19 protein-coding genes and 2 rRNA genes are annotated in these 23,934 nt (G+C 60.0%); 5 read left to right on the top strand and 16 right to left on the bottom strand.

Features of this window, described 5'->3' with window-relative positions:
* Window positions 1-6: 6 nt before the first annotated feature.
* The 13 genes from HX823_RS06035 to HX823_RS05975 all read right to left on the bottom strand — a co-directional run bounded on the left by HX823_RS06035 (window position 7) and on the right by HX823_RS05975 (window position 14,278).
* Window positions 7-570 (bottom strand): hypothetical protein, encoded by a 564-nt coding sequence (locus tag HX823_RS06035; RefSeq protein ID WP_177074391.1) that lies wholly within the window; start codon window positions 568-570, stop codon window positions 7-9.
* 99 nt (window positions 571-669) lie between these two features.
* Window positions 670-3,123, bottom strand: a complete 2,454-nt coding sequence (locus HX823_RS06030; protein ID WP_177074390.1) for a TonB-dependent siderophore receptor — start codon at window positions 3,121-3,123, stop codon at window positions 670-672.
* Window positions 3,124-3,215: 92 nt separating this feature from the next.
* Window positions 3,216-4,166 (bottom strand): FecR domain-containing protein, encoded by a 951-nt coding sequence (locus HX823_RS06025; RefSeq protein ID WP_177074389.1) that lies wholly within the window; start codon window positions 4,164-4,166, stop codon window positions 3,216-3,218.
* Complete coding sequence (locus HX823_RS06020) at window positions 4,163-4,672, bottom strand: sigma-70 family RNA polymerase sigma factor (RefSeq protein WP_038842405.1); 510 nt, start codon at window positions 4,670-4,672, stop codon at window positions 4,163-4,165. The genes HX823_RS06025 and HX823_RS06020 overlap by 4 nt, the downstream gene beginning before the upstream one ends.
* Window positions 4,673-4,746: 74 nt before the next feature.
* Window positions 4,747-6,192 carry an efflux transporter outer membrane subunit gene (locus HX823_RS06015; protein ID WP_177074388.1) on the bottom strand — a complete coding sequence of 482 codons (1,446 nt, stop codon included), beginning with the start codon at window positions 6,190-6,192 and terminating at the stop codon, window positions 4,747-4,749.
* Complete coding sequence (locus HX823_RS06010) at window positions 6,189-7,247, bottom strand: HlyD family secretion protein (RefSeq protein WP_177074387.1); 1,059 nt, start codon at window positions 7,245-7,247, stop codon at window positions 6,189-6,191. The genes HX823_RS06015 and HX823_RS06010 overlap by 4 nt, the downstream gene beginning before the upstream one ends.
* Before the next feature lie 15 nt (window positions 7,248-7,262).
* Window positions 7,263-8,798 (bottom strand): MFS transporter, encoded by a 1,536-nt coding sequence (locus HX823_RS06005; protein WP_177074386.1) that lies wholly within the window; start codon window positions 8,796-8,798, stop codon window positions 7,263-7,265.
* 102 nt (window positions 8,799-8,900) lie between these two features.
* Window positions 8,901-9,821, bottom strand: a complete 921-nt coding sequence (locus tag HX823_RS06000; RefSeq protein WP_033900092.1) for a LysR family transcriptional regulator — start codon at window positions 9,819-9,821, stop codon at window positions 8,901-8,903.
* Between the two features lie 52 nt (window positions 9,822-9,873).
* Window positions 9,874-10,500, bottom strand: coding sequence for an energy transducer TonB (locus tag HX823_RS05995; RefSeq protein WP_177074385.1), 627 nt, complete (start codon window positions 10,498-10,500; stop codon window positions 9,874-9,876).
* Between the two features lie 131 nt (window positions 10,501-10,631).
* Complete coding sequence (locus HX823_RS05990; RefSeq protein ID WP_038842392.1) at window positions 10,632-11,480, bottom strand: ABC transporter permease; 849 nt, start codon at window positions 11,478-11,480, stop codon at window positions 10,632-10,634.
* Between the two features lie 11 nt (window positions 11,481-11,491).
* Window positions 11,492-12,343, bottom strand: coding sequence for an ABC transporter ATP-binding protein (locus HX823_RS05985; protein ID WP_177074384.1), 852 nt, complete (start codon window positions 12,341-12,343; stop codon window positions 11,492-11,494).
* A gap of 1 nt (window position 12,344) precedes the next feature.
* Window positions 12,345-13,370 carry an ABC transporter substrate-binding protein gene (locus HX823_RS05980; protein ID WP_038842389.1) on the bottom strand — a complete coding sequence of 342 codons (1,026 nt, stop codon included), beginning with the start codon at window positions 13,368-13,370 and terminating at the stop codon, window positions 12,345-12,347.
* Window positions 13,371-13,384: 14 nt separating this feature from the next.
* The gene (locus HX823_RS05975; protein ID WP_177074383.1) at window positions 13,385-14,278 is read right to left on the bottom strand and encodes a TauD/TfdA family dioxygenase; all 894 of its coding nucleotides are present in this window, start codon (window positions 14,276-14,278) and stop codon (window positions 13,385-13,387) included.
* Window positions 14,279-14,647: 369 nt separating this feature from the next.
* Between HX823_RS05975 and HX823_RS05970 the strand changes: the two genes are divergently transcribed.
* The 5 genes from HX823_RS05970 (at window position 14,648) to HX823_RS05950 (ending at window position 21,236) form a co-directional block, all read left to right on the top strand.
* The gene (locus HX823_RS05970) at window positions 14,648-15,358 is read left to right on the top strand and encodes a GntR family transcriptional regulator (RefSeq protein WP_038842384.1); all 711 of its coding nucleotides are present in this window, start codon (window positions 14,648-14,650) and stop codon (window positions 15,356-15,358) included.
* Between the two features lie 324 nt (window positions 15,359-15,682).
* On the top strand, window positions 15,683-16,441 hold the full coding sequence (locus HX823_RS05965; RefSeq protein WP_038842382.1) for a DUF3050 domain-containing protein: 759 nt from the start codon (window positions 15,683-15,685) through the stop codon (window positions 16,439-16,441).
* Window positions 16,438-17,385 carry a diiron oxygenase gene (locus HX823_RS05960; protein ID WP_177074382.1) on the top strand — a complete coding sequence of 316 codons (948 nt, stop codon included), beginning with the start codon at window positions 16,438-16,440 and terminating at the stop codon, window positions 17,383-17,385. The genes HX823_RS05965 and HX823_RS05960 overlap by 4 nt, the downstream gene beginning before the upstream one ends.
* The gene (locus HX823_RS05955) at window positions 17,382-20,759 is read left to right on the top strand and encodes an amino acid adenylation domain-containing protein (protein WP_177074381.1); all 3,378 of its coding nucleotides are present in this window, start codon (window positions 17,382-17,384) and stop codon (window positions 20,757-20,759) included. Before HX823_RS05960 ends, HX823_RS05955 begins: the two co-directional genes overlap by 4 nt.
* Window positions 20,760-20,777: 18 nt before the next feature.
* A complete protein-coding gene (locus tag HX823_RS05950; protein WP_038842372.1) occupies window positions 20,778-21,236 on the top strand; it encodes an SRPBCC family protein in 459 nt (152 codons plus the stop codon).
* 45 nt (window positions 21,237-21,281) lie between these two features.
* On the opposite strand, the gene HX823_RS05945 is transcribed toward HX823_RS05950, so the two are convergent.
* From HX823_RS05945 to rrf (HX823_RS05935), 3 genes are all read right to left on the bottom strand, one after another.
* Window positions 21,282-23,162 carry a methyl-accepting chemotaxis protein gene (locus HX823_RS05945; RefSeq protein WP_038842368.1) on the bottom strand — a complete coding sequence of 627 codons (1,881 nt, stop codon included), beginning with the start codon at window positions 23,160-23,162 and terminating at the stop codon, window positions 21,282-21,284.
* Between the two features lie 283 nt (window positions 23,163-23,445).
* Window positions 23,446-23,561, bottom strand: a 5S ribosomal RNA gene (rrf, locus tag HX823_RS05940).
* A 109-nt stretch (window positions 23,562-23,670) separates the two neighbouring features.
* Window positions 23,671-23,786: ribosomal RNA gene (gene rrf, locus HX823_RS05935) — 5S ribosomal RNA — on the bottom strand.
* Window positions 23,787-23,934: the final 148 nt, after the last annotated feature.

Here is a 23,934-nt window from a genome sequence, read left to right as displayed (position 1 = left end):
GTTCTCTTATCCGGCGCCCCAGACTGTCACAAGCAACCCCCATCCCAGTAGCCCGACACCTACTCCCAGCCATTCGGCGCGCGTCAGGCGTGCGTTTCCCTCTCCCTCGGGATCCTGCTCCAAGTGATTGATCGCGCACTGCAGCTGCAACGCCAACGCCACCTGCAACACGGCGATGCATGCAACGACAGCCAGTGCGACAAACGGTGACAACAGCCACAGCACGGTGAACGGCAAGCACCCTCCCAGAAAGATCGCCGCCGCCAGGCAGCGAGGCCACCAGTAAAAGGCCGACTCGCCCTGCTCCAGTTCTCGCATCACGCTGAGGATCAGCGAACAGAAGTAGCACGCCGGAAACATCACCCGAACCCAGGGCCACAGCGTCTTGCCGCTGGCTTGCTGATACAGCGTCCATTGCTGGTAGAGCCAGTAGGCAAAGTAGCCGCCCAGGGTCAGCAGCACCAAGACGAGGAGTTTGCGCGGGGCGACCACCAGGAATACCGGTTCGCGAACCGGCATCCAGCTCAGGCGGGAACGTGGTGTGGCATAGGGATCTTCAGCGACAGACATAGGCCGTATCTCGCGAGGGTGGCCAGCCAAAAGCTAACGCTCGCGAGACGTTTAAAGTTCACACCCGACTCAATCAGGACGTGTCCTACAACCGACTGCCTACCAGTCGTAGGTCAGGCTCGACACCACCGTACGCCCTTCGCCGTAGTAGCAATCCAGGTCACTGGTGCACTGCGACACATAGGTCTTGTTGGTGAGGTTCTGCACGTTCATCGCCAGTTTCACGCCCTTGAGTTTCAGCGGCGAGCGGCTCAGGTCGTAGCTCAGGCTGGCGTCGTAGACGCTGTAGGAAGGCACGCTAAAGGCGCCTTCGTAGTAGTCACCCAGGCTCTGGCGAGCGTAACGCACGCCCAAGCCTGCGCCGAGACCGGCTAGCGGTGTGTCGCCGATTACGCTGTAGTTGACCCACATCGACGCGGTCAGCGGTGAGATACCGGCGGGATGGCGACCTTCGCGGCCGTCGTTGTCCTTGGTGTATTTGATGTCGTTGCGCGAAGCCGACGCGACGATATCCCAGGCATCGCTGAGGACGGCCTTGGCTTCCACTTCCACGCCGCGTGAACGCATGGCGCCGCTTTGAGTACTGAAGGTGGTATCGACCGGGTTGGTGGTGAGCACGTTTTCCTGATCCAGTTGATAGACCGAGACCTGCACGAAACTCTTCTGCCCAGGCGGTTGGTACTTCACGCCGACTTCATATTGGTTGCCGGTGGACGGCTCGAAGGGCTTCTGATTGGCGTCAGTGCCGGCCAGCGGCAGGAAGGATTCCGTGTAGCTGACAAACGGCGCCAGGCCGTTATCGAACAGGTACACCAGGCCCGCACGGCCCGTGAAGGCCTGGTCTTTGCTGGCGAACCGGGTGTCGGCCAAGGGCTCTTTGTTGACGACGTTGGCCCAGTCGTAGCGCCCGCCCAGTACCAATGCCCATTTGTCCCACTTGATCTGGTCCTGCACGTAAAGGCCGGTCTGGGTGATGGTGCGGTCCCAGCGGTACGGTTGGCCGAAATTCAGGCGCTGGCCGTAGACCGGCTTGAACAGGTCGATGATCGGCGGATTGCGGTCGTACAAGCCGTGGAACTGCGAGTTGGAATGGTAGTAGTCCAGACCGAAGATCATCGTATGAGAGAAGGCACCGGTATCAAATTCCGCCTGGGCGATGCTGTCCACGCCAAACACTTTGTTGTTCTGCGCCCAGTCCACACCGAAGCGTTGCAGGTAGCGTTGATCCTGTACGCCAGTGGTTGGGTTGGCGACGAAACGGTAGCCGTGCAACGGCGCAGTGTAGCGGTCGTCGACCTCGGCGTAACGCGCGTTTTGCTTGAGCGTCCAGGTGTCGTTCAAGCGATGGGAAATCTCGTAGCCCAGCGCGTATTGCTCGCGGTTGTACTGGTTGACGCCGGGCTCGCCGATAAACAGGTCGCGCTTGATCTTGCCGTTGGGGTTGGCCCACAGCGTGCCGGACGCCGGCAACCCCTGGGCTTCGGGCACGCCTTTGTCTTTCTGGTACTGGGCGAACACCGTCACGCGGGTGTCGTCGTCGGGCAGCCAGGTAAAGCTGGGGGCGATGAACTGGCGTTTGTTTTCGACGTAATTGATTTCGTCCTGGCCGTCATTGGCCAAGCCGGTCAGGCGATACAGAAACTGCCCTTGCTCATCCAGGGGACCGCTCAGGTCGATGGCCGCGCTTTTGTGCTCGTAGGTGCCCGCTTCCAGCACCACTTGGTGGATGGGCGTTTCGCTGGGGCGCTTGCTGACCATGTTGACGATGCCGCCGGGCTGGTTCTGCCCGTACAGCACCGAGGCCGGGCCCTTGAGCACTTCGATGCGTTCCAGGGAATACGGCTCGATCTGCAACGCGCCGCCGGTGCTGCCACCGCCGTAGGGCAAGTGCAGGCCATCGAGGTACAGGGGCGTCGGTGAGAAGCCGCGCGAGGTCGGTTCATCGAACAGCTTCACGCGGTCGGCGAAACCACCCGCACTCATGCCAGGGGTGTAGAGCAACGCCTGGGTGACGCTTTGCGCGCCGCGCGCCTTGATCTCGGCGGCGGTGATCACGTTGATGGTCTGGGGGATTTCCACCAGTGCCGAATCGGTCTTGCTGCCGGACGCACTGCGGGTGGCGACAATCCCGTCCACCGGGCCCCAGGCACTTTCCTGGGCTGGCTGGCCGCTGATCTGGGTGGCGCCCAGTTGCAAAGGTCCGCCATTGGAAACCGCCTGCAACGACCAACCACCCTGGGATTGCATCGCCATTAGGCCGCTGCCCGCCAGCAGCCGCTCCAGACCCGACCCGACCCCATAGCGCCCTTGCAGGCCCGCACTGCGCTTGCCTTCGGTCAGCGTCGCGTCGACCGACAGCAAAATGCCCGACGCACTGGCAAAGCGATTCAGTGCCTGGTCGAGGCTGCCGGCCGGGATGTTGTAGCTACGCTGCGCCTCGGTACTTTCTTCGGCATGGACCAGCGTCGGCACCATCGGCACCGTCGCCAACAGGCTGACAAACACGCCACGGCGCAGGGCGCGGGCCAAGGGTTGGATTGGGTGGTGCGGCATTGCAGGACTCCCCGTGAGATCGCTTCTTGATTGGCTTTCAAGAGGTATCCCGAGCGGGATGCAAAAACCGACAAGCGCAGGTGAAAAAATTTTCAGGCCCGTGCCTTGATCGTCACCCAGTAGCGCGTGACCGCCTGCACCTGGACCGGCAACGATCGCTCCAGCGCGGCGAGGATGGCGTCGGTATCGTTCAGCGGAAACACGCCCGTCAGCAGCAGACCGGCCACCGCCTGATCACAGCGCAGCAGCCCCGGACGGTAACGACTCAGTTGCGCCACGAATTCGCCCAACGGCTGGCGCTCGGCGATCAGGCGGTGCTCGGTCCAACTGCTGGCATTGGCGCTCACCGCCGCCTGCGACGCGCTTTGGCGTTGGTTGAACCACAGGCTTTCACCGGCGTTCATCTGCACGGCTACGCCCTGTATCGGGGTCACTCGCAAGCGACCTTCGTACAGGTCGACACGGCTGCCATCGGCCAGTTCGCGCACGTTAAAGCGGGTGCCCAGCGCCTGCACATCGCCCACTGGGGTTTGGACGATCAACGGGCGGACGGGGTCGTGGCCGCTGGTCAACAGGATCTCGCCGCGGATCAGGCGGATACGCCGCTCACTGGCGCTGAAACGCAGGTCGACCGCGCTGTCGCTGTTGAGGTCCAGGCGCGTGCCATCGCTGAGGGTGACGTGGCGAATCTCGCCGGTGCGGGTGCGGTATTGCGCGAAGGCGGCTTGCCAGGGTTCGCTGCGTTGCACCAAGTAGCCGCTACCACCAGCCACCAACAGCAGGCCGAGCAGCTTGAGCGCAGCGCGGCGCTGCGTATCCGGGGTGTCGCGCAACACCGCGCGGGCGCTGTCGGCAGGCACGCTGCCGAGGGTGTGCTGCAGCTGCTGCAAACGCTGCCAGGCACGACGATGCTCCGGGTCGGCAGCCTGCCAACGGGCAAAGGCCAGGCGTTGTTCGCCTTGCAGGTCGCCGCCCCATTGCAGCATCAGCCATTCGCTGGCCTGCTCGACAATCGCCGGGGCGATGGGTGCGTCGTGTCTCATTCGGCGTAGGCCACTTGGTAGCAGGCGACGATGGCGCGGGTCATGTACTTCTGCACCGAGCTAATGGAGACATCCAAGCGCTCAGCGACCTGTGCATAACTCAGGCCTTCGAACTGCGACAGCAAAAACGCCTGGCGCACGTTGTCGGGCATGCGGTCGAGCATGGCGTCGATCTGCATCAGGGTTTCGAGGATCAGCGCGCGGGTTTCCAGGGAAGGCGATTCCGGCTCGGGCAGGTGCGCGATGCTTTCCAGGTAGGCGCGCTCGATGCGCAGGCGGCGCCACTGGTCGATCACCAGGTTGCGAGCGATCTGCGCCAGGTAGCTGCGGCTTTCCTTGTCACCGGGGAAACGTCCGGACACCAGCAGGCGCAGGAAGGTGTCCTGCGCCACGTCAGCCGCATGCTCGCGATCGCCCAGGCGCTTGCGCAGCCAGCCTTGCAGCCAGCCGTGATGGTCGCGGTACAGGAGGTGAAGCTGTTGCTGGCCGTCAGTCGCGCTGTCCATGAAAAAGCTCAGATACACTATTGAGAGCAATTATCATTACAGTTTATTTAGCGACTGACAAAAACTCTTTGTACTTAGCGTCCGGCGGTTTGCAGCGGGTACACCGATTCCCAGCCGCCGCCCAACGCTTTGTACAGGCCAACCATCGCCAGCGACACGCCCGTCGAGCTTTCCACCCACTGCTCTTGCGTGGCCAGCAGCGCGCTTTGCACGGTGAGTACGTTGACGAAATCCACCACGCCTTCAACGTACTGCTGCTGCGCGGTGCGCAGGGCAATCTGGTTCTGGCGCACGGCTTCGGCAAGGCTGTCGCGGCGCAGTTGGCTGGCGTTGTAGCGGGTCAGTTGGTCATCGATTTCATGCCAGGCGCGCAGCACGGTTTGCTGGTACGCCAGCGCCGCTTCCTGTTGCTGGGCTTCACGCAGGTTCAACATGCCTTGCAGGCGCCCGCCATTGAACAGCGGCAAGCTGAACTGCGGGCCGAAGGCAAAGGCGCGGGATCCCCAGGAACCAAAATCCGACAGTTGCATGGCCTGGGAGCCGAGGCTGCCAGACAAGGTAATGCGCGGGTAGAAATCGCCCTTGGCCACACCGATGCTCGCAGTGGCGGCGTGCAAACGCGCCTCGGCCTGGCGAATATCCGGACGGCGTTCGGCCAGCTCCGACGGCAAGCCAATCGCGATCTGGCGCTGGGTTTGCGGCACCGCGGCGTCCTTGGACAACTGCGCGTGCAGGGCTTGTGGCGGCTCGCCCATCAACAGGCTGAGCGCGTTGATGAGCTGGTCCTGGCGCTGTTGCAGATCCGGCAGGCGCGCCTCGATGGCGGCGACTTGAGCGGCGGCTTCGGCTACGTCCAGGTCCGTCGCCACACCGTCCGCCAAGCGCAACTGCGACAGCTTGAGGCTGTGGCGGGCAACATCGAGGTTCTGCTCGGTGACGGCGCGGGTGTTTTGCACGCCGCGCAGTTGGATGTAGTCCTGGGCGGTCTCTGCCAACACTGACAACAGCACCGCGCGACGATCGTTTTCGGCCACTTGCAGGGTGGCGTCAGCGGCTTCGGTTTCGCGTTTGACGCGGCCCCAGAAGTCCAGCTCCCAGGAAGCGGAGAAGCCCATGTCCCACTGATTGAACGCCGAACGGCCATTGTTGCCGGACGGGTCGCTCAAGCCTTTGCCGCTGTTGCGTTCGCGCTGGTAGTCACCCGTGGCATTGACGTTCGGATAACGCTCGGCGGTGGTCACCTGGCGTACCGCGCGGCTTTGTTGCAGGCGACTGCTCGCCAATTTCAGGTCGAGGTTATCGGTGAGCGCGCGGCGTGTAAGCGCCGAGAGCTGTTCATCGTGGAACACGTCCCACCAGCGTTCCTGCAACGGATCGCTGACCGCACGGCTGGCGGCCTGGCGGCCCTGGGGCGCGCTCCACTGGGTCACTTGCGGGCTCTGGGGCGTTTGGAAGTCCGGACCGACCGTGCAGGCGCTCAGGCTGATGAGGCTCAAGGTGAGCCAGGCCACTCGTTTCATTGCTGGGCCACCTCGCGCTGCTGCGCGGCCGGCGAGGTGTCGACGCTGGCTTCCACCGACATGCCGACCCGCAGACGCTCGATATGCGCCTGGTTGGGTTCGAGGACGATCTTCACCGGAATGCGCTGCACCACCTTGGTGAAGTTACCGGTGGCGTTGTCCGGCTTGACCGAGGCAAACGTTACGCCCGTCGCGGGCGCGAGGCTCTCCAGATGACCGTTGAGCAATTCACCGTCGAGGCTGTCGACACGCACCTGTACGGCTTGGCCGGCATGCATATGGGAAAGCTGGGTTTCCTGGAAGTTGGCGACCACGTAAGCCTCTTCCAGCGGCACGACCGCGAGGATCTTGCTGCCCGGCGTCACATAGGCGCCCACCCGCACTGCACGCTCGCCGACCATGCCATCCACCGGCGCGACGATGCGCGTGTACGACAGTTGAAAACTGGCCAGTTCCAGCGCGGCTTGGGCGCGTTTGAGCCCACCTCCGGCGGCATCACGCTGGGCGGTGAGGATTTCCACTTGCTTGCGTTCCGCCGCCAGCACGGCCGTGGCATTGGCCAATCGCGCGGTGGCCTGGTCGATGCGGGTCTTGGCTTGCTGGGCATTCTGCACGGTGCCGGCGCCGACTCCGGCGAGGTGGTTGTAGCGATTGAGTTCGTGTTCGGCGAAGGCCATTTCGGCGCGATCCGCCGCGACGGTGGCCTGGGCCTGGGCGATGACCGAACTTTGCCGCTCCAGGGTCGCCGTGGCGTTTTTCAGTTGGGCCTGGGCGACCAAGGTATCGGCGTCGGCCGCCTGGGCGGCAGCGCGGAAATCGCGGTCGTCGATCAGCGCCAGCAGTTGCCCGGCCTTGACGCGCTGGTTGTCTTCCACCAGCACCTCCTTGATAAACCCGGCCACGCGCGGCGCGACCAGGGTGAAGTCAGCGGCGACGAAGGCGTCGTTGGTGGTCTGGCGCTTGCTGCCCAGCACGCCCGGCGCGACCAGGTACACCAACACGCCGACGGCAAATACGGCGATGACGGAGACGGCAATTTTGTCTTTGCGTTTCATGAACAGTCCTTTCTATCAAGTCGGTGCGCGGGGCGGAAAGATCCGCGTGGGCATCCAGAAAATCAGCAGGATCAACGCCACCGCGACCGCGGCCATGACGTAGTACAGATCCGAAGAAGTCAGCACCACGGCCTGCTCGTGCAGGCGGTGCGCCAGGCCCGGCGCGTCACCGTCGGCCAGGGGCGAATTGCCCAGGCGGTCGACCAACATGGTCGAGTGAAAGTGCAGGCGTTGGGTGGTCAAGGTGTCGAGTACGCCGGTAGCTATCACGGCGGCCAGGCCCTTGATGGTGTTGAACCAGGCGGACGCGAACGGCCCGTCCATGGGCTGGATGCTGCCGGTGGAAAGCATCAGCAGCGGCAACACGGCCATCGGTTGCCCGAAAATCTGCAACAGATACAGGCCATAGAAATCGTCGCGAATCCACTCCGAGGTCAGGTGCGCACTGCCCACGCAGCACAGCACCAACATGCCCAGTCCGATCCCCAGCACCCAACGGCAGTCGACCCAGCGCAGGTTGCACAGCGCCGCAACCAGCGGCAGCGCGATCAACTGTGGGATCGCCATCAGCAGCATCACCGGCGCGGTTTGCAGCGGACGGTAACCCTGGACCTGGGCGAGGAAGCTCGACGGGATGATGATCACCGAGGTCAGCACCATCAGCACGCCCGCCAGCACAATCAGGGCGAATGACAGGTTGCGCAGGCCAAGCATCTGCAGCTTGAAAAACGGTATGGGTTGCGACCATTCATTCACCATGAACAGCGCCAGCATTACGCTGCCGCCACTCAACAGGAAGGTGATCAGGCCCGACTCGAACCAGTCCAGGCGGTTGCCTTGCAGGATGCCGATGACCAGCATGCAGATCGCCGGGAAGCCCAGCAGCACGCCACGCCAGTTGAACTGCTGGAAGCGCTCCAGGCGCAGCGGATCCTGCGGCAGGCCGTAGGCCACGGCAACCATGGCCAGCAGGCACGGCGCGACGATTTGCCAGAACGCCCACTGCCAGCCGACGTACTCGGTCCACAGCGCCGCCAGGGGCGTGCCGAGGCTCGGGCCGAAAGTGGCCGTGAGCGCGTAGCCGGCCAAGCCGTACAGCTTGACGTTGGCCGGCAGGAAACGCAGGGCCACGGTCATCAGCATCGGCGGCAACGCGCCGCCGGCCAGGCCTTGCACGGTACGCAGCAGCAACAGGCTTTCGTAGTTCGGCGCAAACGGGCACAGGATGCCGAGCACGGTGAACAGGCCGATGGCGCACAGCGTGAAGCGACGTAGCGAAAAGGTCACCGAACACCAGGGCGCAAACGCCATGGCCGCCACGGAAGTCGCGGTGTAGGCCGCAACCAGCCAGGTGCCTTCGTCAAAACCGATGTACAGCGCACCGCGGATATCCGCGAGGGCCACTTTGGTGACCATCTCGTTGAGGCCGGAAACCAGCACCGCCAGCAACACGCCGATCAGCCCGATGATGATGCGCGGGCCGAATACGGGTGGAGTCATGGCAGTGGGTGTGGCTGCGGCCGCAAGGGTGGGGGCAGCGAGGGAGGTCATGAACAGGTAACTCGAAATGTTAAATACCTGAGCAGTTTAATCAGGCACACACATGACAAAAAGTTACTTGTTGGAAGGATATAAGTGCGTCAGGCGCAATGATCAGACTGGCTGCGCTTCAAGCCAGGTGGCGTGGCAACTCTCGCGCATGGTCTCGCGCAGCCATTTGTGGGCAGGGTCTTTGTCGAATCGCGGGTGCCAGGATTGGGCCAAGACCAGCGTCGGCAGGGAGATCGGCAACGCGAACGAGCGCAGAGGCAGTTTCAGGCGATTGGCGCTCAACAGCGCTTCCTTGGGTACCGGCAGCAGCAGGTCGGAATCGGGCAGCATGAACATCGCGCCGTGAAAGCCAGGCGCGATCATCGCCACGCGGCGCTCCAGGCCCTGGGCATTCAGCGCGGTGTCGATCGGCCCACGGGCAATGCCGCGCCGCGAGATGCTGATATGGGAATAGCTGGCGAAGCGTGCAGCGGTAATTTCTTCATCGAACAACGGGTGGTCTTCCCGCGCCAAACCGACGAAGGTGGTGGAGAACAGGTTCTGCACCTTCACTTCGGGGGTGACCGGCATTGTGTTGCTCACACGCAAATCCAATCGGCCTTCACGCAGGGCTTCGTCGTCGGTGTCGCCTTCGGGCACGAAGCACAGCTCGCACAGCGGTGCCATGCGCTCCATGGTGTCGAACAGGCGACCGCCATACACACCGATGAAAAAGTCATTGGCGCGCACGCTGAAGCGACGGCGCAAGGTACTCAAATCCACTTGGTCCGCCGAACGGAACAGCAGCGCCGCCTGCTCCACCACGTTGCGTACCTGGCCTTGCAGTTGCAGTGCCTTGGGCGTCGGCACCAGGCCGCGACCGGCGCGCACCAGGATCGGGTCACCCACCGCTTCGCGGATCCGCGTAAGGGTGCGGCTCATGGCCGCCGGGCTGAGGTTCATGCGGCGCGCAGCGCCGACCACGCTGCCTTCGTCGAGCAAAGCGTCGAGGGCGACCAGCAGGTTCATGTCCGGTAGTTGCATGCCAAGCACTCGTGATCAACGGGGCGTGAATTGAGCGCAATCGTAGCAGGCTTTACAGGTAGCGCCTCAGGTTGCGGGGCAGGTATTTCGCGTAGGTGGATTTGGGGTGAGCCTGGCACTTGCGCACGATATCCGGCAAGGCGTTTTCCAGCTCGTCGGCTCTGACCAGGCCTTCGTTGTAGTCACTTTTACCGCTTAACGCCGGGAACATCACTGCTACACGGGTGATGGCAAAACTCTTCATTTGTACGAGCGGGCGGGAGGGATGGTCGCGGCGGAATGCACTGAATTCTTCGTTCAGTGCGCTGCAGGATTGATAGGTCGTTTCCATGAACGAAAGCTGGGAGCTTTTCGTTCTGGGCGCTTCAGGCGTAAAAATCATCTCGTTCAACGCGTTGATCACCGCTGGCTGGTCGGCATTCACTGTCCAGGGTTTGAAACGCCATTGCTTGGCCGCCTCCACGGCGGCTGCGCCGAACTCAGGCTTGGTGGCGCTAAGCGCTTTTACATCGCTGACCGAACCGTCGCTGTGGATGTTCAAGTTAATGCGTGCGTGCCCCGGGAGGCTGATCAAGTACGAGGGGTAGGTGGGCTTGGGCATGGACACCGCTTCGGGGACGAACTCGGCCAACACCGAGGTCGATAACAACAAAGCCGCTGCCAAGACAAAAAAACGCATAGTCGTAAATCCCTTTACTAAACCGGTTCGACGCCATCGCGGCGCCGAATTCGGGCGGGATTATCAAAGCCGGACAGGGCAAAGAGCAACCATTCCTATTTAAAAACGACGATTCTTACGATTGCGCGTAATCAACGCTGCATGCCCCAGCGCTTCACTGTCAGACGCTCGAAGGTATCAAACACCAGGTTTTCCACCAACAAACCGATCAGGATCACCACCGCCAGCCCGGCAAACACCTTATCGGTGTACAGCTCGTTGCGGTTCTGGAAGATGTACCAGCCCAGGCCGCCCTTGCCGCTGGTGGCGCCGAAGACCAGCTCGGCGGCGATCAGCGTGCGCCAGGCAAATGCCCAGCCGATCTTGAGCCCCGCCAGGATCGACGGCAGCGCCGCCGGAATCAGGATGAACAGCACAAACCGCATGCCCTTGAGGCCATAGTTGCGCCCGGCCATGCGCAGGGTTTCGGACACGCCAAGGAACCCCGAGTAAGTATTGAGTGCCAGCGCCCACAACACCGAATGCACCAGCACGAAAATCAGGCTGTTCTGCCCCAGGCCGAACCACAGCAGCGCCAGCGGCAACAAGGCGATGGCGGGCAGCGGGTTGAACATTGAGGTCAGCGTACTCAGCAGGTCGCGGCCCAGTTGGGTCGACACCGCCAAGGTGGTCAGGGCGAACGCCAGCACGATGCCGATCAGGTAACCCTTGATCAGTACCACCAGCGAAATGCTCACCTTGCTCAGCAGTTCGCCGCTAAGCAGGCCGTCATAAAGTGCAGCCGATGTCTGCAGGAAGCTCGGCAACAGCAGATCATTGTTCTGATATCGCGCAACCGCTTCCCACAGGACCGCAAGCACGATCAGGATCAAGCCCTTGCGCAGCCAGCCTTGTTGCCACAGGCGTTGACGCAGGGGCAGCTCGCGCTCCACGGGAACGCTGAGCAGTGGTTCGAGCGTGATTTCATATTCCTGGCGCATGGATGTTCCCCTTAATACGCGATGCGGATGTCAGCGAAACCCAGCTCGCGCTCGGCCTCGGGCGCTTCATCGAACAGCAAGCGATGAATGCGTCGCGCCGACGCCTGGAACTCCACGCCACCGAGGCTGTGCAGGTCGTATTGATGGCTGTGGATTTCCGCGCGCACGCGACCCGGATGAGGCGACAGCAACAGGATACGGTTGCCCACCACCAGCGCTTCTTCAATGGAGTGAGTCACGAACAACAAGGTGAAGCGCACTTCTTCCCAAAGCAGCAGCAGTTCTTCCTGCATCTTGCGCCGGGTCAGGGCGTCGAGGGCGGCGAAGGGCTCATCCATCAACAGGATTTTCGGCTGCATGGCCAAGGCACGGGCGATGGCGACACGGGCCTTCATTCCGCCGGAAAGCGTGTGGGGATAGGCATCGGCAAACGCCGTGAGGCCAACTTTGTCGAGGTAGTGCAGCGCGCGCTCTTCGGCTTCGGCGCGCTTCAAGGTTTTCGAGGCCACCAGTGGAAACATCACGTTCTGCTTGACGGTTTTCCACGGCGGCAACTGGTCGAACTCCTGAAACACCACGATGCGGTCCGGGCCCGGTTGCTCGACCTTTTGCCCCAGCAGACGGATCTCACCTTCGCAGGGCTTGATAAACCCGGCGATGGACTTGAGCAAGGTGGATTTGCCACAGCCCGACGGACCGAGCAGCACATAGCGGTCGGCGGGATCGATTTCGAAACTCACCTGATGGGTGGCCCGCACCACGCGCTCGGGGGTGCGGTATTCCAGGCTGACGTTATCCACCGCCAGTAACGGCAAGGCGGTGTTCAGGTTGCTGGCCGTGTGGCCTTGCAAGGGCGCGTTCATTTCAACTTCCTTGCAGGGGCTTGGCATCCTGGAAGAAGTAGTCCTTCCACGATTCAGGCTTGTTCTTGATGGCACCGACGCGGTAGAGGAATTCCGCCAGCGGATAAGTATTCTTGGGCGTGACGCTGAATTCGAACTGCGGGTTGTCGATGATTTTCAGCAGCTCGGCACGGTCGATCTTGGCCTTGGTCACGCGGATATAGGTGTCGGCCGCAGCCCCTTTGTCGTTCTGGGCAAACTGCGCGGCTTCGGTCAACGCCTCGATGAATGCCTTGTAGGTTTTCGGATTGTCATTGCGGAATTTCTCAGTGGCGAACAGCACCGTCGGTGAGTTCGGGCCGAGCAAGTCATAGGTGTTCAGCACCACATGCACGTTCGGGTTAGCCAGGGCCTGGTCCTGGAACGGCGGGTTGGAAAAATGCCCGGTCAGCTCGGTGCCGCCAGCGATCAGGGCGGCGGTTGCATCCGGGTGCGGGACGGCAACGGTGTATTTGTCGAGTCGATTGAATTCCTTGTCGCCCCACTGTTTGGCGGCGGCGTATTGCAGGAAGCGCGACTGCACAGAAACGCCGACCGCAGGCACCGCAATGCGGTCCTTCTCAGTGAAATCGGCGATGGTCTTGACCTTGGGATTGTTGCTTACCAGGTAGTACGGGAAGTTACCCAGGGACGCGACGGCCTTGACGTTCTGCTTGCCGTGGGTGCGGTCCCAGATGGTCAGCAGCGGGCCGACGCCGGCACCGGCAATATCGATGGAACCGGAGAGCAGCGCGTCATTGACGGCGGCGCCGCCGGACAGCTGAGTCCAGTCGACCTTGATGTCAATGCCTTCCTGCTTGCCGTATTTTTCGATCAGGTTCTGGTCGCGCACCACGTTGAGCAACAGGTACACGATGCCGAACTGTTCGGCGATACGGATCTCGCCTTCGGCCTGCGCGGCTGTCGGTGCAACAAGGCTGCCAGCCAGCAGGCTGACACCCAGGCCGACAGTCGCGGCCAGCCGTGCGAAGGGTATTTTCCTGGACATGGTCATGCTCCGAATCAGAAAGGCGCGTCGCCCTGGATGGTGGTGCGAAACAGCTTGCGGCGCAGATGACTAGGGCAACCGGCAGCCAGGTGAATCAGCGAGCGGTTGTCCCAGAACACCAGGTCGTGGGGCTGCCATTGGTGGCGGTAGATGTTTTGCGGCAACACGCTGTGGGCGTAAAGCTGGGCCAGCAGGTCGCGACTTTCGTCTTCCGGCAGACCGACAATGCGTGTGGTGAAACCCTCACTGACGAACAGCGCTTTGCGGCCGTTCTCCGGGTGGGTACGCACGATGGGGTGCACCACCTCCGCAACCTGGGCAAGCTGCTCGGGGGTCAGTGTGGGGCGCCAGTTGCCTTCGAATTTGGTTTCGCTGTAACGCGCGGTGTAGGAATGCGCGGCGTTGCGGCCCTCCACGGCTTTGCGCAGGTGCTCGGGCAGTTGGTCCCAAGCCTTGTGCATATCGGCGAACAAGGTGTCGCCACCTTCAGAGGGCAGCTCTTGGGCGTGAAGCATCGAGCCCAGGCTCGGCAGTTCTTTATAGGACAGATCCGAATGCCAGAATTTGCCGGCGTCTCCCAGGCCGATGGATTGACCGTTTTCGATGATGTTGGAAACGATCAGGATTTCCGGGTGGTTGGCCAGCAGGAATTGCTTGAGCACGTGGATCTGCAGCACACCGAAGCGGCGACTAAAGGTGATTTGCTGCTCAGGGGTGATGCGCTGGTCGCGGAACACCACGACATGATGGTCCAGGTGCGCACGGTGGATGCGCGCGAAATCCTGGTCGTTGACTGGTTGCGACAAGTCCAGGCCAATGATCTCGGCGCCAACACTGCCGGGCAATGGACTAATCTCGAAGCTTTGGGCGGCAGCGGTCGCTGTTGGAACAGTAGAGGTGGCGGACATGAGGTCACTCCCGGTCAGACAGGAGAGTGACTTTATAGATATAAGAACGGCTATTTAAATACCGTTAATGAATATCGATATGCGGGAATGTTCCTGCCCGCCCCCATGTCGAATTGGCTAAGGGGGAATAAACCACGGCGGCGAAGTGTTCAGTCCATAGCACTTGATGCGGCCATTATCGGCGCTTGAAGCAGGCTGGATGAACCTGGCTGTGTAAGGTGTCATTAATGCTGGCTGTGGGCGCCGGGAGCGCCTTGTTGAAACGCTTACAAGCCGAAACTGTGCCCGTTTGACAAGCTTGCGGCCAGTCTCTAGTGTGCATTGGATCCAATTAGCCACCCCCATTCTAATAAGGAGGATAGCGTAACCGTGACGCAGAAGCCGACCCCTTTGAACAGCATCAAGATCAGCGGACCTATTCCCGCCCATCTCGCGCGTTCCGTGATTGAAGAAACCTTGCGCAACGCCATCCTGGATGGCCGGTTGCCCTGCGGTACTGCCATGCGCCAACAGGAGTTGGCCAGCCTGTTCGGGGTCAGCCGCATGCCGGTGCGTGAAGCCTTGCGCCAGCTGGAGGCCCAGTCACTGCTGCATGTAGTGACGCACAAGGGCGCCGTTGTTGCACCGTTGATCGAAGACAATTCAGCCGAGACCTATGAACTGCGGATGTTGCTGGAGTCTGAAGCGCTGCGCCTGTCGATTCCCTTGCTCACCGAAGCCGATATCGTGGAAGCGGAGGCCTTCATTTGTGCCCTCGAACAGGAAAAGAACTACGCCGAAATTGGACGCCTCAATCGCCTGTTTCACATGGCGCTCTATGGCAAAGCGCCGAACCAGCGGCTGCTGAAATTGGTCGAGCACGGGTTGAACGAGGAAGAGCGTTTCCTGCGCTACAACCTTGAGGCTATGGGGCTGGGCGAGACGTCCCAGGAGGATCACCGTGAATTGCTGAATTTGGTGGCGCAGAAGAAAACCCAGGAAAGCATCCTGACGCTGCGCAATCACTTGATGCGAGGCATGGAAGTGATCACGGCGTATCTCAATGGCTTGGATGCTCACGGCAAGAAAGTCACGCAGTAACGTTTTGAACGCTCCTGTCCGACCACCAGTAGTGCCGGGCACTAACTCAAGTTAGTGCCCCACAAAAGAAACTTCCCACCGCGACACCAGCAACCAACTTACAACATATATTATTTAGAAAAACTTCTAACATATTTATATGCTCGCCAACTTATCTAATACGTTTATCATCTTTTATTACTAAAGCACTCCGTTCGGCGTGGCAGCGCTCACCTTGGGCGTTCCCGCGCGTCGGCAGCTGACTTGTACCTGCACACTTTCTAGCCACAACACACTCATCGCTGTTTTTTCCACAGCAGACGCAACAATTTATAGGCATCAACCATGCATCAACCGTTACTTGAAACAGCAACACTGCAGTTATGCAACCATCCGTTATTTTCAGAAATAACTTCCTTGCGCAAGTTGCAACTTTTTATGGAAAGTCATGTGTTTGCAGTCTGGGATTTCATGACGCTCGCCAAGCGCCTGCAACAGGACCTGACCTGTACTCGCCTGCCCTGGCTGCCACCTGCAGACCCGCAGGCAGCGCGGCTGATTAACGAGATCGTGCTGAGTGAAGAGTCAGACGAACACCCCGTGCAAGGCTATTGCAGCCATTTCGAACTGTATTTGGAGTCCATGGTGGAAGTGGGCGCCAGTACCTCGTCCATCAGCCACTTCGTTGCGCTGCAACGTCAAGGCCTTGGAGCCACGGCCGCCTTGCAAGAGGTCGAGGTGCTGCCCGGCGTGAGCCGCTTCGTCAACGACACAATGCACCTTGCGTTGAATGCGCCCACCCATTGTGTAGCGGCCACATTCTTGTACGGTCGCGAGCATGTGATCCCAGGAATGTTCGAGCGCATCCTGCAATCTGATGAGTTCATCCACCGCCAGGCGCCTACCTTGTACGCGTACCTCAAGCGCCACGTCGAACTGGACGCCAAGGATCACGGGCCAGCGGCGGTGCGGTTGCTCGATCACCTCGCCAGCGCTGACCCGACATATCCGCAACAGGCCAACGACGCCGCACTCGCGGCCGTGCAAAGCCGAATCGTGTTCTGGGATGAGCTTCGGGCCTCGCTGCAAGAGGTGCACCCATGAACACCAGCGACTACCAACCCATTGCCCACGAGTGGGAGCGCCGCGCAACCATCCGCACACGACCGCGCCGGTTGCTGGAGAGCGATGACAAGCTGATCTATCCCCTGTGCCGCCAGCCCTTGGTACTCACTGCGACCTTTCTTGAACACTGTTCGCAGTGGCGCGATTTTGTACTGGTGCAGAGCTTCTACAAATTCATCAACGACGTGGTGATATTCGAGACCGAGATCGTCGACGAGACTGCACGCAGCATCGCCAAGAATCGCTTCTCGGTGCACTTCCCGCTGATCTGCCGCGTTGATGCAATGACCGTCGTGGTGGACGAGGACTACCACGCATTGGTTGCGCTGGATTTCCTGCAGCAAACCGTGGCCATGACCGGTATACAACCGTTGGAACTGCCCAGGGAAATCGAATTGAGCCGTGCGCTGCCCGCGGCACAGGCACAGGCGCCAGCTCACCTGCGCGATGCCGTCGCGCTGATTGGTGTGGCCATTGCCGAAAACACTGTGACCCACGACGTGGCCGCGTTCTCCAAAGACACCAGCGTCAAAGCCTCCATCCGCGGCTTGATGGCCGATCACCTGTTCGATGAAGGCCGCCACGCGCAGTTCTGGGTTCGGCTTGTACGCTTGTATTGGCAGGCCGCGAGCGCGGAAGACCGCAATAGCATTGCCAAGGTGCTACCGACTCTCCTGGCCCAGTACCTGACGAACGACCTGCAAAAACACTTCGACCTGTACTTGATCGAACATCTCGACATCGGCGCCCGCCTGCGCGGCGCATTACAGGATGAAGTCGCTGCGCTGGCTTTCCCCATCACCCGCCAGCATCCATTGATGGGCAATATCCTTGGCTTCCTGCAGCAAAGCGGTTTGCTGCAAACACCGATTGTGGCGCAAACGATGAACGATTACTTGCCAGTGTCCGGGAGGATGACATGAGGCGACTGACCATCCGCTTTGCCGGCGACACCAGCGCCTTGCGCGCAGTCAGGCAGGAACTGGAAAAGTATGGGCATATCTCGAGCGATAAAGACATTGACCTGTGTATCGACGACGGCAGTCAGTCGCTACGGGACCAGACCGATCACGCTACAGTATTAAGCCTGCGCCTGGGTGTCGGACCAGTAACCGACTTCGGGCTACCCGCCCTGCAACTGCGCGCCTATGGGCCTGACCGGCAGTTAATGGCAGTACTGAACATCGCCGACGAGCCCACAGGTAATGGCCAGCGGCTCCATCGGCAGGTAACCCAAGCGTTGGTGGAATGGGTCGCGCTGCACATCAGTGGCTTCTCACGGGATCCTGGACATTTCACGTTGAGCGGCGTCGCCAACGACTGGCCTGAACAAGGCCTGGAAGTGCTTGAGGCGCTGGCATTCGTCCACCGGTTCAACCATACAGCAGACCCAGCAGTGATTGAGGAAGCCCGGTTGTCATTGATCAATCGGTTGCAGGCGAGCTTTCACGCTTTCGCACATCGTTCTGCACTGAACATAGGCGCCAGCGAGGTGACTTACCGTCAGCTTCATGCTCACGCCTCGGCGATCCAGCAGCGGTTACGCCCCTTGCTGGGGACTGCGCAGCCGTCAGCAGTGGTCGGTGTGTGCCTGGCAAAATCTGTCGAACTGTATGCCAGCATTCTTGCGGTGTTGGGTTGTGGCGCGGTGTACCTACCGCTGGATCCTGATCACCCTGCCCACCGCCATCAGACCCTGCTCGAAAGCGCAGGCGCTCGGGTATTGCTCGACGCCGGCCGGCATCCATTACGCGGCAGTTTGGCTTCATTGGATGTCAGCAGCAGCGACTACCGGAACGCCCGGATCACACGCCCATTGGCGCACTTTCAGCCTCATGTCGATGCCCCCTGCATGATGCTCTTTACATCAGGCACCACGGGCCAACCCAAAGGCGTGTTGCTCAGCCAAGCCAACCTGGCACACTTCACCGCCTGGTTCAGGTCCTGTATGAGCCTGGATGAACAGAGCCGCGTCCTGCAGTTCTCGCCATTGAGCTTCGATTCATCGCTGATCGATATTTTCCCCGCGCTGATCGCGGGCGCCACGCTGATTATCCCCAGTGCAGAGCAACGACAAGACCCTCTACAGCTGCTGGATTTGCTTCATCGGCAGCGCATCACCCATGCCTTTCTTCCGCCAGCGCTACTGAGCATCCTGCCGCCTGATCGGCCGCTTGGCCTGATGCACCTGCTGACGGGTGGAGATATGTGCGAGCCGCATGTAATCGAACGCCTGTCAGCGCAGTGCCAGTTCCATAACCTCTACGGGCCTACGGAGGCCACGGTGCTGGTCACCCATCGGATGCTGCATCCCAGTGACAGCAATCGCAACGTCGGCCTCCCCATCGCCAACAGCCAGGTGCTGATCCTCGATGAACACCTGCAACCAGTGGATGAAGAGGTGCTGGGTGAGCTGTATATCATCGGGCCAGGAGTAAGCCTGGGGTATGTGAACGCCCCATCAAAGGCTGCCAGTTCTTTCGTGGAGTTGGCGGTACCCGGATGCCCGCCCCTGAGGGCCTACCGTAGCGGCGACCTGGCACAGTGGACTGCCGCTGGAATCGCATTGGGAGGGCGGTGTGATGATCAGGTGAAAATCCGTGGTTTCCGGGTCGAACCCCGGGAGATTGAACAGTGCTTGCGCAACAGCCGGATGTATCGCCAGGTAGCGGTGGTGATCGACCGTGACCGCAGGATCCGTGGCTTTGTAGCCCAACCTGAATCAGGCGCCACCCTGACGGCCCTGCAGCAACACGCGCGACAGTGGCTGCCTGACTACATGCAGCCCAGCTTCTGGGAGGTATTGCCTCGTATGCCGTGTACCAGCAACGGTAAAGTCGACCGCGACGCGTTGCTGGCGCTGCCTCTCCAACCCACGGTGCCGACTTCACACAGCGCTGCACAAACTCCGCTGCAACTTCAGCTGGCCCATTTGTGGATTGAGCTGCTGGCGTTGCCCGTAGGTGAATTGTCTATCGACGAAAGCTTCTTCGACCTCGGTGGCCATTCGATTTTGTTGTCGACTCTTTTACTGCGTTTTCGCGAACAGTTCGGGCGTAACTTCTCGTTGAACCACTTCATTGAGGCTCCGACGATTCGTACGCTCGCAACATGGGTGGAAAACGGCGAACGACCCGAAGCCCCCTCCAACCAAGCGATCTGCGACGCTCAACAAGAGTGGCCACTCACTACGCTGCCCGATGCTTGCATGGGCGATCCGCACAAAGTGATCGTTACAGGGGCCAACAGCTTTGTGGGTGTCCATATCGTCGAAGCATTGCTGGCCACTGGAGCAACTGAAGTGGCGTGCCTGGTACGCGATGAACCCGGACAATCGGCAATGGCGCGATTCACCCAAGCATTGCGCGAATATCGCCTGGAACACCTGGACCTGAGCAGGGTGAACGTACTTGCTGCCGACGTCAGCCTGCCTCGATTGGGTTTGGCCAACGATACCTATGAGACCCTCGCCAAAAATTTTGGTGTGTTGGTACACAACGCGGCTCAGGTCAACCACGTGAGGGACTACGCGTCACTGACCAAGGACAACGTTGACCCCATACTCGAATGCCTGCGCCTGTGCGAGACGCACTGCAAGAAAGTCTTCAACTTCATCTCGACGCTGTCAGCTTCGAGCAGCGTCGACGCCCAAGGCTATGTCCTCGAAGCGCCCGCCGCGACCACACTGCCGCTGTACATCAAGAATGGCTACAACCTGTCCAAATGGGTCGCCGAGCGGCAATTGGGACGGGCAGTGGAGCGCGGAGCCTGGGTGAACATCCATCGCCCCGGCAACATCAGTTTCAACAGCCTCACGGGCGTCTGCCAGCCGCAGAAAAACCGTCTGATGCTGATGCTCAAGGGATCACTGCAGCTGGGTCTGCTACCGCGACTGACGTTGAACTTCGACCTGATGCCAGTGGACTTCCTTGCTCGCTTCATCGCGTTCCATTGCGGCCGTTTTCAAGCCGATAGGCGTGTCTTCAACCTGCACAACCCACAGCCGTTGAGCTGGGCGCACTACTTGGATGCCTTCAGCCGCGCGGGACACTGTTTCAAGCGGGTAAGCGTGGCGCAATGGCAACAGTCGCTACGAACGGTCAGCCAGGACAACGCACTGTTTGGCGTGCTTGGCTTTTATCTCGATCGTCTAGACGAAGACATCAGCGATACCTCCATGATTCGCCACGACAACGCGCAACGGGGCGTCCAGCAGATGGGAGCCCACTATCCCGAAAAAGACCCGGACCTCTTGAGCAAGGGTTGCAACTACCTCAAAGCCATCGGCTTTCTTTGAACGCCTCAGGACGACTTTATGAAAGCACTGCAACCCGATACGTTAATTCGCAACCCGAACGGTCCACCGATAGTGGCATGTGCCGTGGTCGACTGTCCTGCCCCTCGCCTGTGGGACATGGTGGGACAATTTGCCGGCTTCGATGTGTTCATTCCCGACCTGTCGCATATCGAAATGATGGGCGCAGGCGTGGGCGCCTTGCGCACAAAGTTTTTCCGCGATGGCAACTGTGTGGTGGAGCAACTCAATAGCCGGGACGAGCACGCCATGCAGATGACCTGGACCACGATCTACAACACCCTCGGTGTGGCCAGGTTATGGGCAGCGATCCATGTGGAGGCCCTTGGAGCGGAGCGTTCCAAGGTGATATGGACAATTATTGCCGAGCCCGTCGACAGGGCAGACACAGAGTTTGGGCAATTTGTGCAGGGCTTCGCCGATAACGCCCTGGAAAATGTCCGCCGGATACTTGGCTGAACGGCAGGGGCGAGATAAATCGCTCCTGCCGGATCAATCAGCGGGTCAGATCTTGAAACTGTCGACCAATTGCTTCAAGCGATTCGCCTGCTGCGACAGTGCATCGCAATCTTTCAGGGTTTCGTTGAGATTGGCCACGCCCTGCTGGTTCAGCAGGTTGATCTGGTTGATGTCCACGTTAAGGGTTTCCACCACGGCCGTCTGTTCTTCAGTGGCTGCTGCGACGGACTGGTTCATGCCGTCGATCTCGACAATCCGCTGCGTCACGCTAACCAGGCGCTCACCGGCCTGATTAGCGACCTCAACACTTTCTTCGCTGGAGGTTTGGCTGGCGTTCATGGTGGTGACCGCTTCACGCGAGCCCACTTGCAGCGACGTGATCATTTTGTGGATCTCTTCGGCTGACTCCTGAGTGCGGTGAGCCAGGTTACGCACCTCGTCAGCGACCACTGCAAAGCCTCGACCGGCCTCACCGGCGCGTGCCGCTTCAATGGCTGCGTTGAGTGCCAGCAAGTTGGTTTGCTGGGAGATGCCTTTGATCACATCAAGGATGTGACCGATGTTGTCGGTGCTGGCGTTGAGGGTCTCGATCTGGGTACAGGACAGGCTGATCTTTTGCGACAGCTCTGACATAGCAAGGATGGTTTGCTCCACCACTTTGCGCCCATCATCGGCTTGCTCACTGGCGCCGCTGGCATGCTGTGAAGCATCGGCGGCGTTGCGTGCGATTTCCTGGGTGGCTGCGCCCAGTTCGTTGATCGCGGCAGCCACGCTGTTGGTACGCGCGCTTTGCTCGTCGGAACCAATAATCGAGGCATTGGACGAGGCCATTACGCGTTGGGACAAATCGTGGACCTGACGGGTTGCGGAAGACACTTCCGAGATCGAAGCGTGGATGCGTTCTACGAACTGATTGAAGGCACTGCCGACTTCGCCGAACTCGTCCTTGCTAGTCACAGCGAGGCGGCGGGTCAGGTCACCTTCGCCCTGGGCAATGTCCTGCATCGCTACGCCCATGGTGGTGAGCGGGCGCAGCAAGACTTGAATCAGCAAGCTCAGGAGTACGGCAATCGCGACCACGGCGATCAACATGGCAATCAGCGCAGAAGTGCGGAACTTGCCAAGCGGTGCGTAGGCTTTGTCTTTATCAATCGACAGGCCGATGTACCAATCTGCGCCAGGCAAGCCACTGATCGGGGTAAATGACAAAATGCGATCCTGCCCATTGAGGACGACGTCCTGACTGACCTTCTCGATGCGTACCTGGGTGCCGGGATAGATGTCCTTGAGGTTTTTCATCACCTGGTCCTGATCAGGACTGACGATGACTTGGCCGTCGCTACTGACCAGGAACGCATGGCCGATACCGCCGAAGTCCACCGAGTTGATGATCTTCACAAGGGTCTGCAGGCTCAGGTCGCCACCGACCACGCCGAGCAATTCACCATTCTTTTTCACCGGCATGGCGATAGTCACGATCTGCCCGCCCACTGCTGCCATGTAGGGCGGAGTGAGCATGGGTTTGTCCGCAGCCACTGCCTGCTTGTACCAGGGACGCTGACGGGGGTCGTAGCCGTCAGGCATTTTTGCGTCCGGACGCTGGGTGAACACACCGTTGGTCTGGCCAACGTAGGTGAATTGGAAGTTTGAGGTAAATGCCGGTTGATCGACCAAGCCAGGTAGATCAGCTCCACTGCCTTGGTGAGCGACGTTTTGCGTGAGACTTTCAAGCACCAGTATTCGACCACTTAGCCAGTTCTGCACACTGCTGGCGGTGAGCTCACCGGATTGTTGGATGGACGACTCCAGGTTCTGCTTGATGGTGCTGCGTTGCAGGTAGTCGTTGTAGAGAGTGAATAACGCGAAGGCCAGAACCACGACGCCTGACGCGGCCAACAGAATTTTATGACTGAACTTGAGATTCATTTCATCGACTTCTTTTGCCAAAGGGGGGTGAGCGTGCCGAGTGGAACATTCCATGTAGCGGTATAGGCGGCTTCTCGGGCCGCTCTATTTCGGTGCACGCATGGCTCGTCAGGCTTTCGGCCAAGGTTTGGCAAATCTTAGGTATTTGTGAGGCATTTCCTGTTTTTATGTAGGAAACCGACCAGCGGTACACCTATGCGATGGGGTTACCAAACGTGGAAATTTTTGGCCCTAAACGACAAAACCCCTGTCTGCGTTAGCAGACAGGGGTTTCGGAATTCAATCTTGACGATGACCTACTCTCACATGGGGAAACCCCACACTACCATCGGCGATGCATCGTTTCACTGCTGAGTTCGGGATGGGATCAGGTGGTTCCAATGCTCTATGGTCGTCAAGAAATTCTGTGTACCAGTCCGTTGAGTGAGCAACGTACCGGTGAAATTCATGAGCTTCTACATAAACAAAACCCCTGTCAGCGTTAGCAGACAGGGGTTCTGGAATTTAATCTTGACGATGACCTACTCTCACATGGGGAAACCCCACACTACCATCGGCGATGCATCGTTTCACTGCTGAGTTCGGGATGGGATCAGGTGGTTCCAATGCTCTATGGTCGTCAAGAAATTCGGGTACTGAGTCGTGGCATGTGCCTCGCTTCAGCAAATTGGGTATGTGACAGCTTTCGGTGTTTTGTGAGATTCGAACTTTCGGTTCTATCGTCTTCACACACCGCAATCTGGCCTTTCGACTCAAATTGCTTGGGTGTTAT

Origin of the sequence: Pseudomonas sp. P7759, from assembly GCF_013386445.1 — a bacterium.
GTDB classification, from domain to species: Bacteria; Pseudomonadota; Gammaproteobacteria; order Pseudomonadales; family Pseudomonadaceae; genus Aquipseudomonas; species Aquipseudomonas azotoformans_A.
This window is presented reverse-complemented; position numbering and strand designations above follow the sequence as displayed.

Excerpts from the sequence above, each read along its gene's own strand:
- HX823_RS06035 (WP_177074391.1), bottom strand. The coding sequence starts at position 570 with ATGTCTGTCGCTGAAGATCCCTATGCCACACCACGTTCCCGCCTGAGC.
- HX823_RS06030 (WP_177074390.1), bottom strand. The coding sequence starts at position 3,123 with ATGCCGCACCACCCAATCCAACCCTTGGCCCGCGCCCTGCGCCGTGGC.
- HX823_RS06025 (WP_177074389.1), bottom strand. The coding sequence starts at position 4,166 with ATGAGACACGACGCACCCATCGCCCCGGCGATTGTCGAGCAGGCCAGC.
- HX823_RS06020 (WP_038842405.1), bottom strand. The coding sequence starts at position 4,672 with ATGGACAGCGCGACTGACGGCCAGCAACAGCTTCACCTCCTGTACCGC.
- HX823_RS06015 (WP_177074388.1), bottom strand. The coding sequence starts at position 6,192 with ATGAAACGAGTGGCCTGGCTCACCTTGAGCCTCATCAGCCTGAGCGCC.
- HX823_RS06010 (WP_177074387.1), bottom strand. The coding sequence starts at position 7,247 with ATGAAACGCAAAGACAAAATTGCCGTCTCCGTCATCGCCGTATTTGCC.
- HX823_RS06005 (WP_177074386.1), bottom strand. The coding sequence starts at position 8,798 with ATGACCTCCCTCGCTGCCCCCACCCTTGCGGCCGCAGCCACACCCACT.
- HX823_RS06000 (WP_033900092.1), bottom strand. The coding sequence starts at position 9,821 with ATGCAACTACCGGACATGAACCTGCTGGTCGCCCTCGACGCTTTGCTC.
- HX823_RS05995 (WP_177074385.1), bottom strand. The coding sequence starts at position 10,500 with ATGCGTTTTTTTGTCTTGGCAGCGGCTTTGTTGTTATCGACCTCGGTG.
- HX823_RS05990 (WP_038842392.1), bottom strand. The coding sequence starts at position 11,480 with ATGCGCCAGGAATATGAAATCACGCTCGAACCACTGCTCAGCGTTCCC.
- HX823_RS05985 (WP_177074384.1), bottom strand. The coding sequence starts at position 12,343 with ATGAACGCGCCCTTGCAAGGCCACACGGCCAGCAACCTGAACACCGCC.
- HX823_RS05980 (WP_038842389.1), bottom strand. The coding sequence starts at position 13,370 with ATGTCCAGGAAAATACCCTTCGCACGGCTGGCCGCGACTGTCGGCCTG.
- HX823_RS05975 (WP_177074383.1), bottom strand. The coding sequence starts at position 14,278 with ATGTCCGCCACCTCTACTGTTCCAACAGCGACCGCTGCCGCCCAAAGC.
- HX823_RS05965 (WP_038842382.1), top strand. The coding sequence starts at position 15,683 with ATGCATCAACCGTTACTTGAAACAGCAACACTGCAGTTATGCAACCAT.
- HX823_RS05960 (WP_177074382.1), top strand. The coding sequence starts at position 16,438 with ATGAACACCAGCGACTACCAACCCATTGCCCACGAGTGGGAGCGCCGC.
- HX823_RS05955 (WP_177074381.1), top strand. The coding sequence starts at position 17,382 with ATGAGGCGACTGACCATCCGCTTTGCCGGCGACACCAGCGCCTTGCGC.
- HX823_RS05950 (WP_038842372.1), top strand. The coding sequence starts at position 20,778 with ATGAAAGCACTGCAACCCGATACGTTAATTCGCAACCCGAACGGTCCA.
- HX823_RS05945 (WP_038842368.1), bottom strand. The coding sequence starts at position 23,162 with ATGAATCTCAAGTTCAGTCATAAAATTCTGTTGGCCGCGTCAGGCGTC.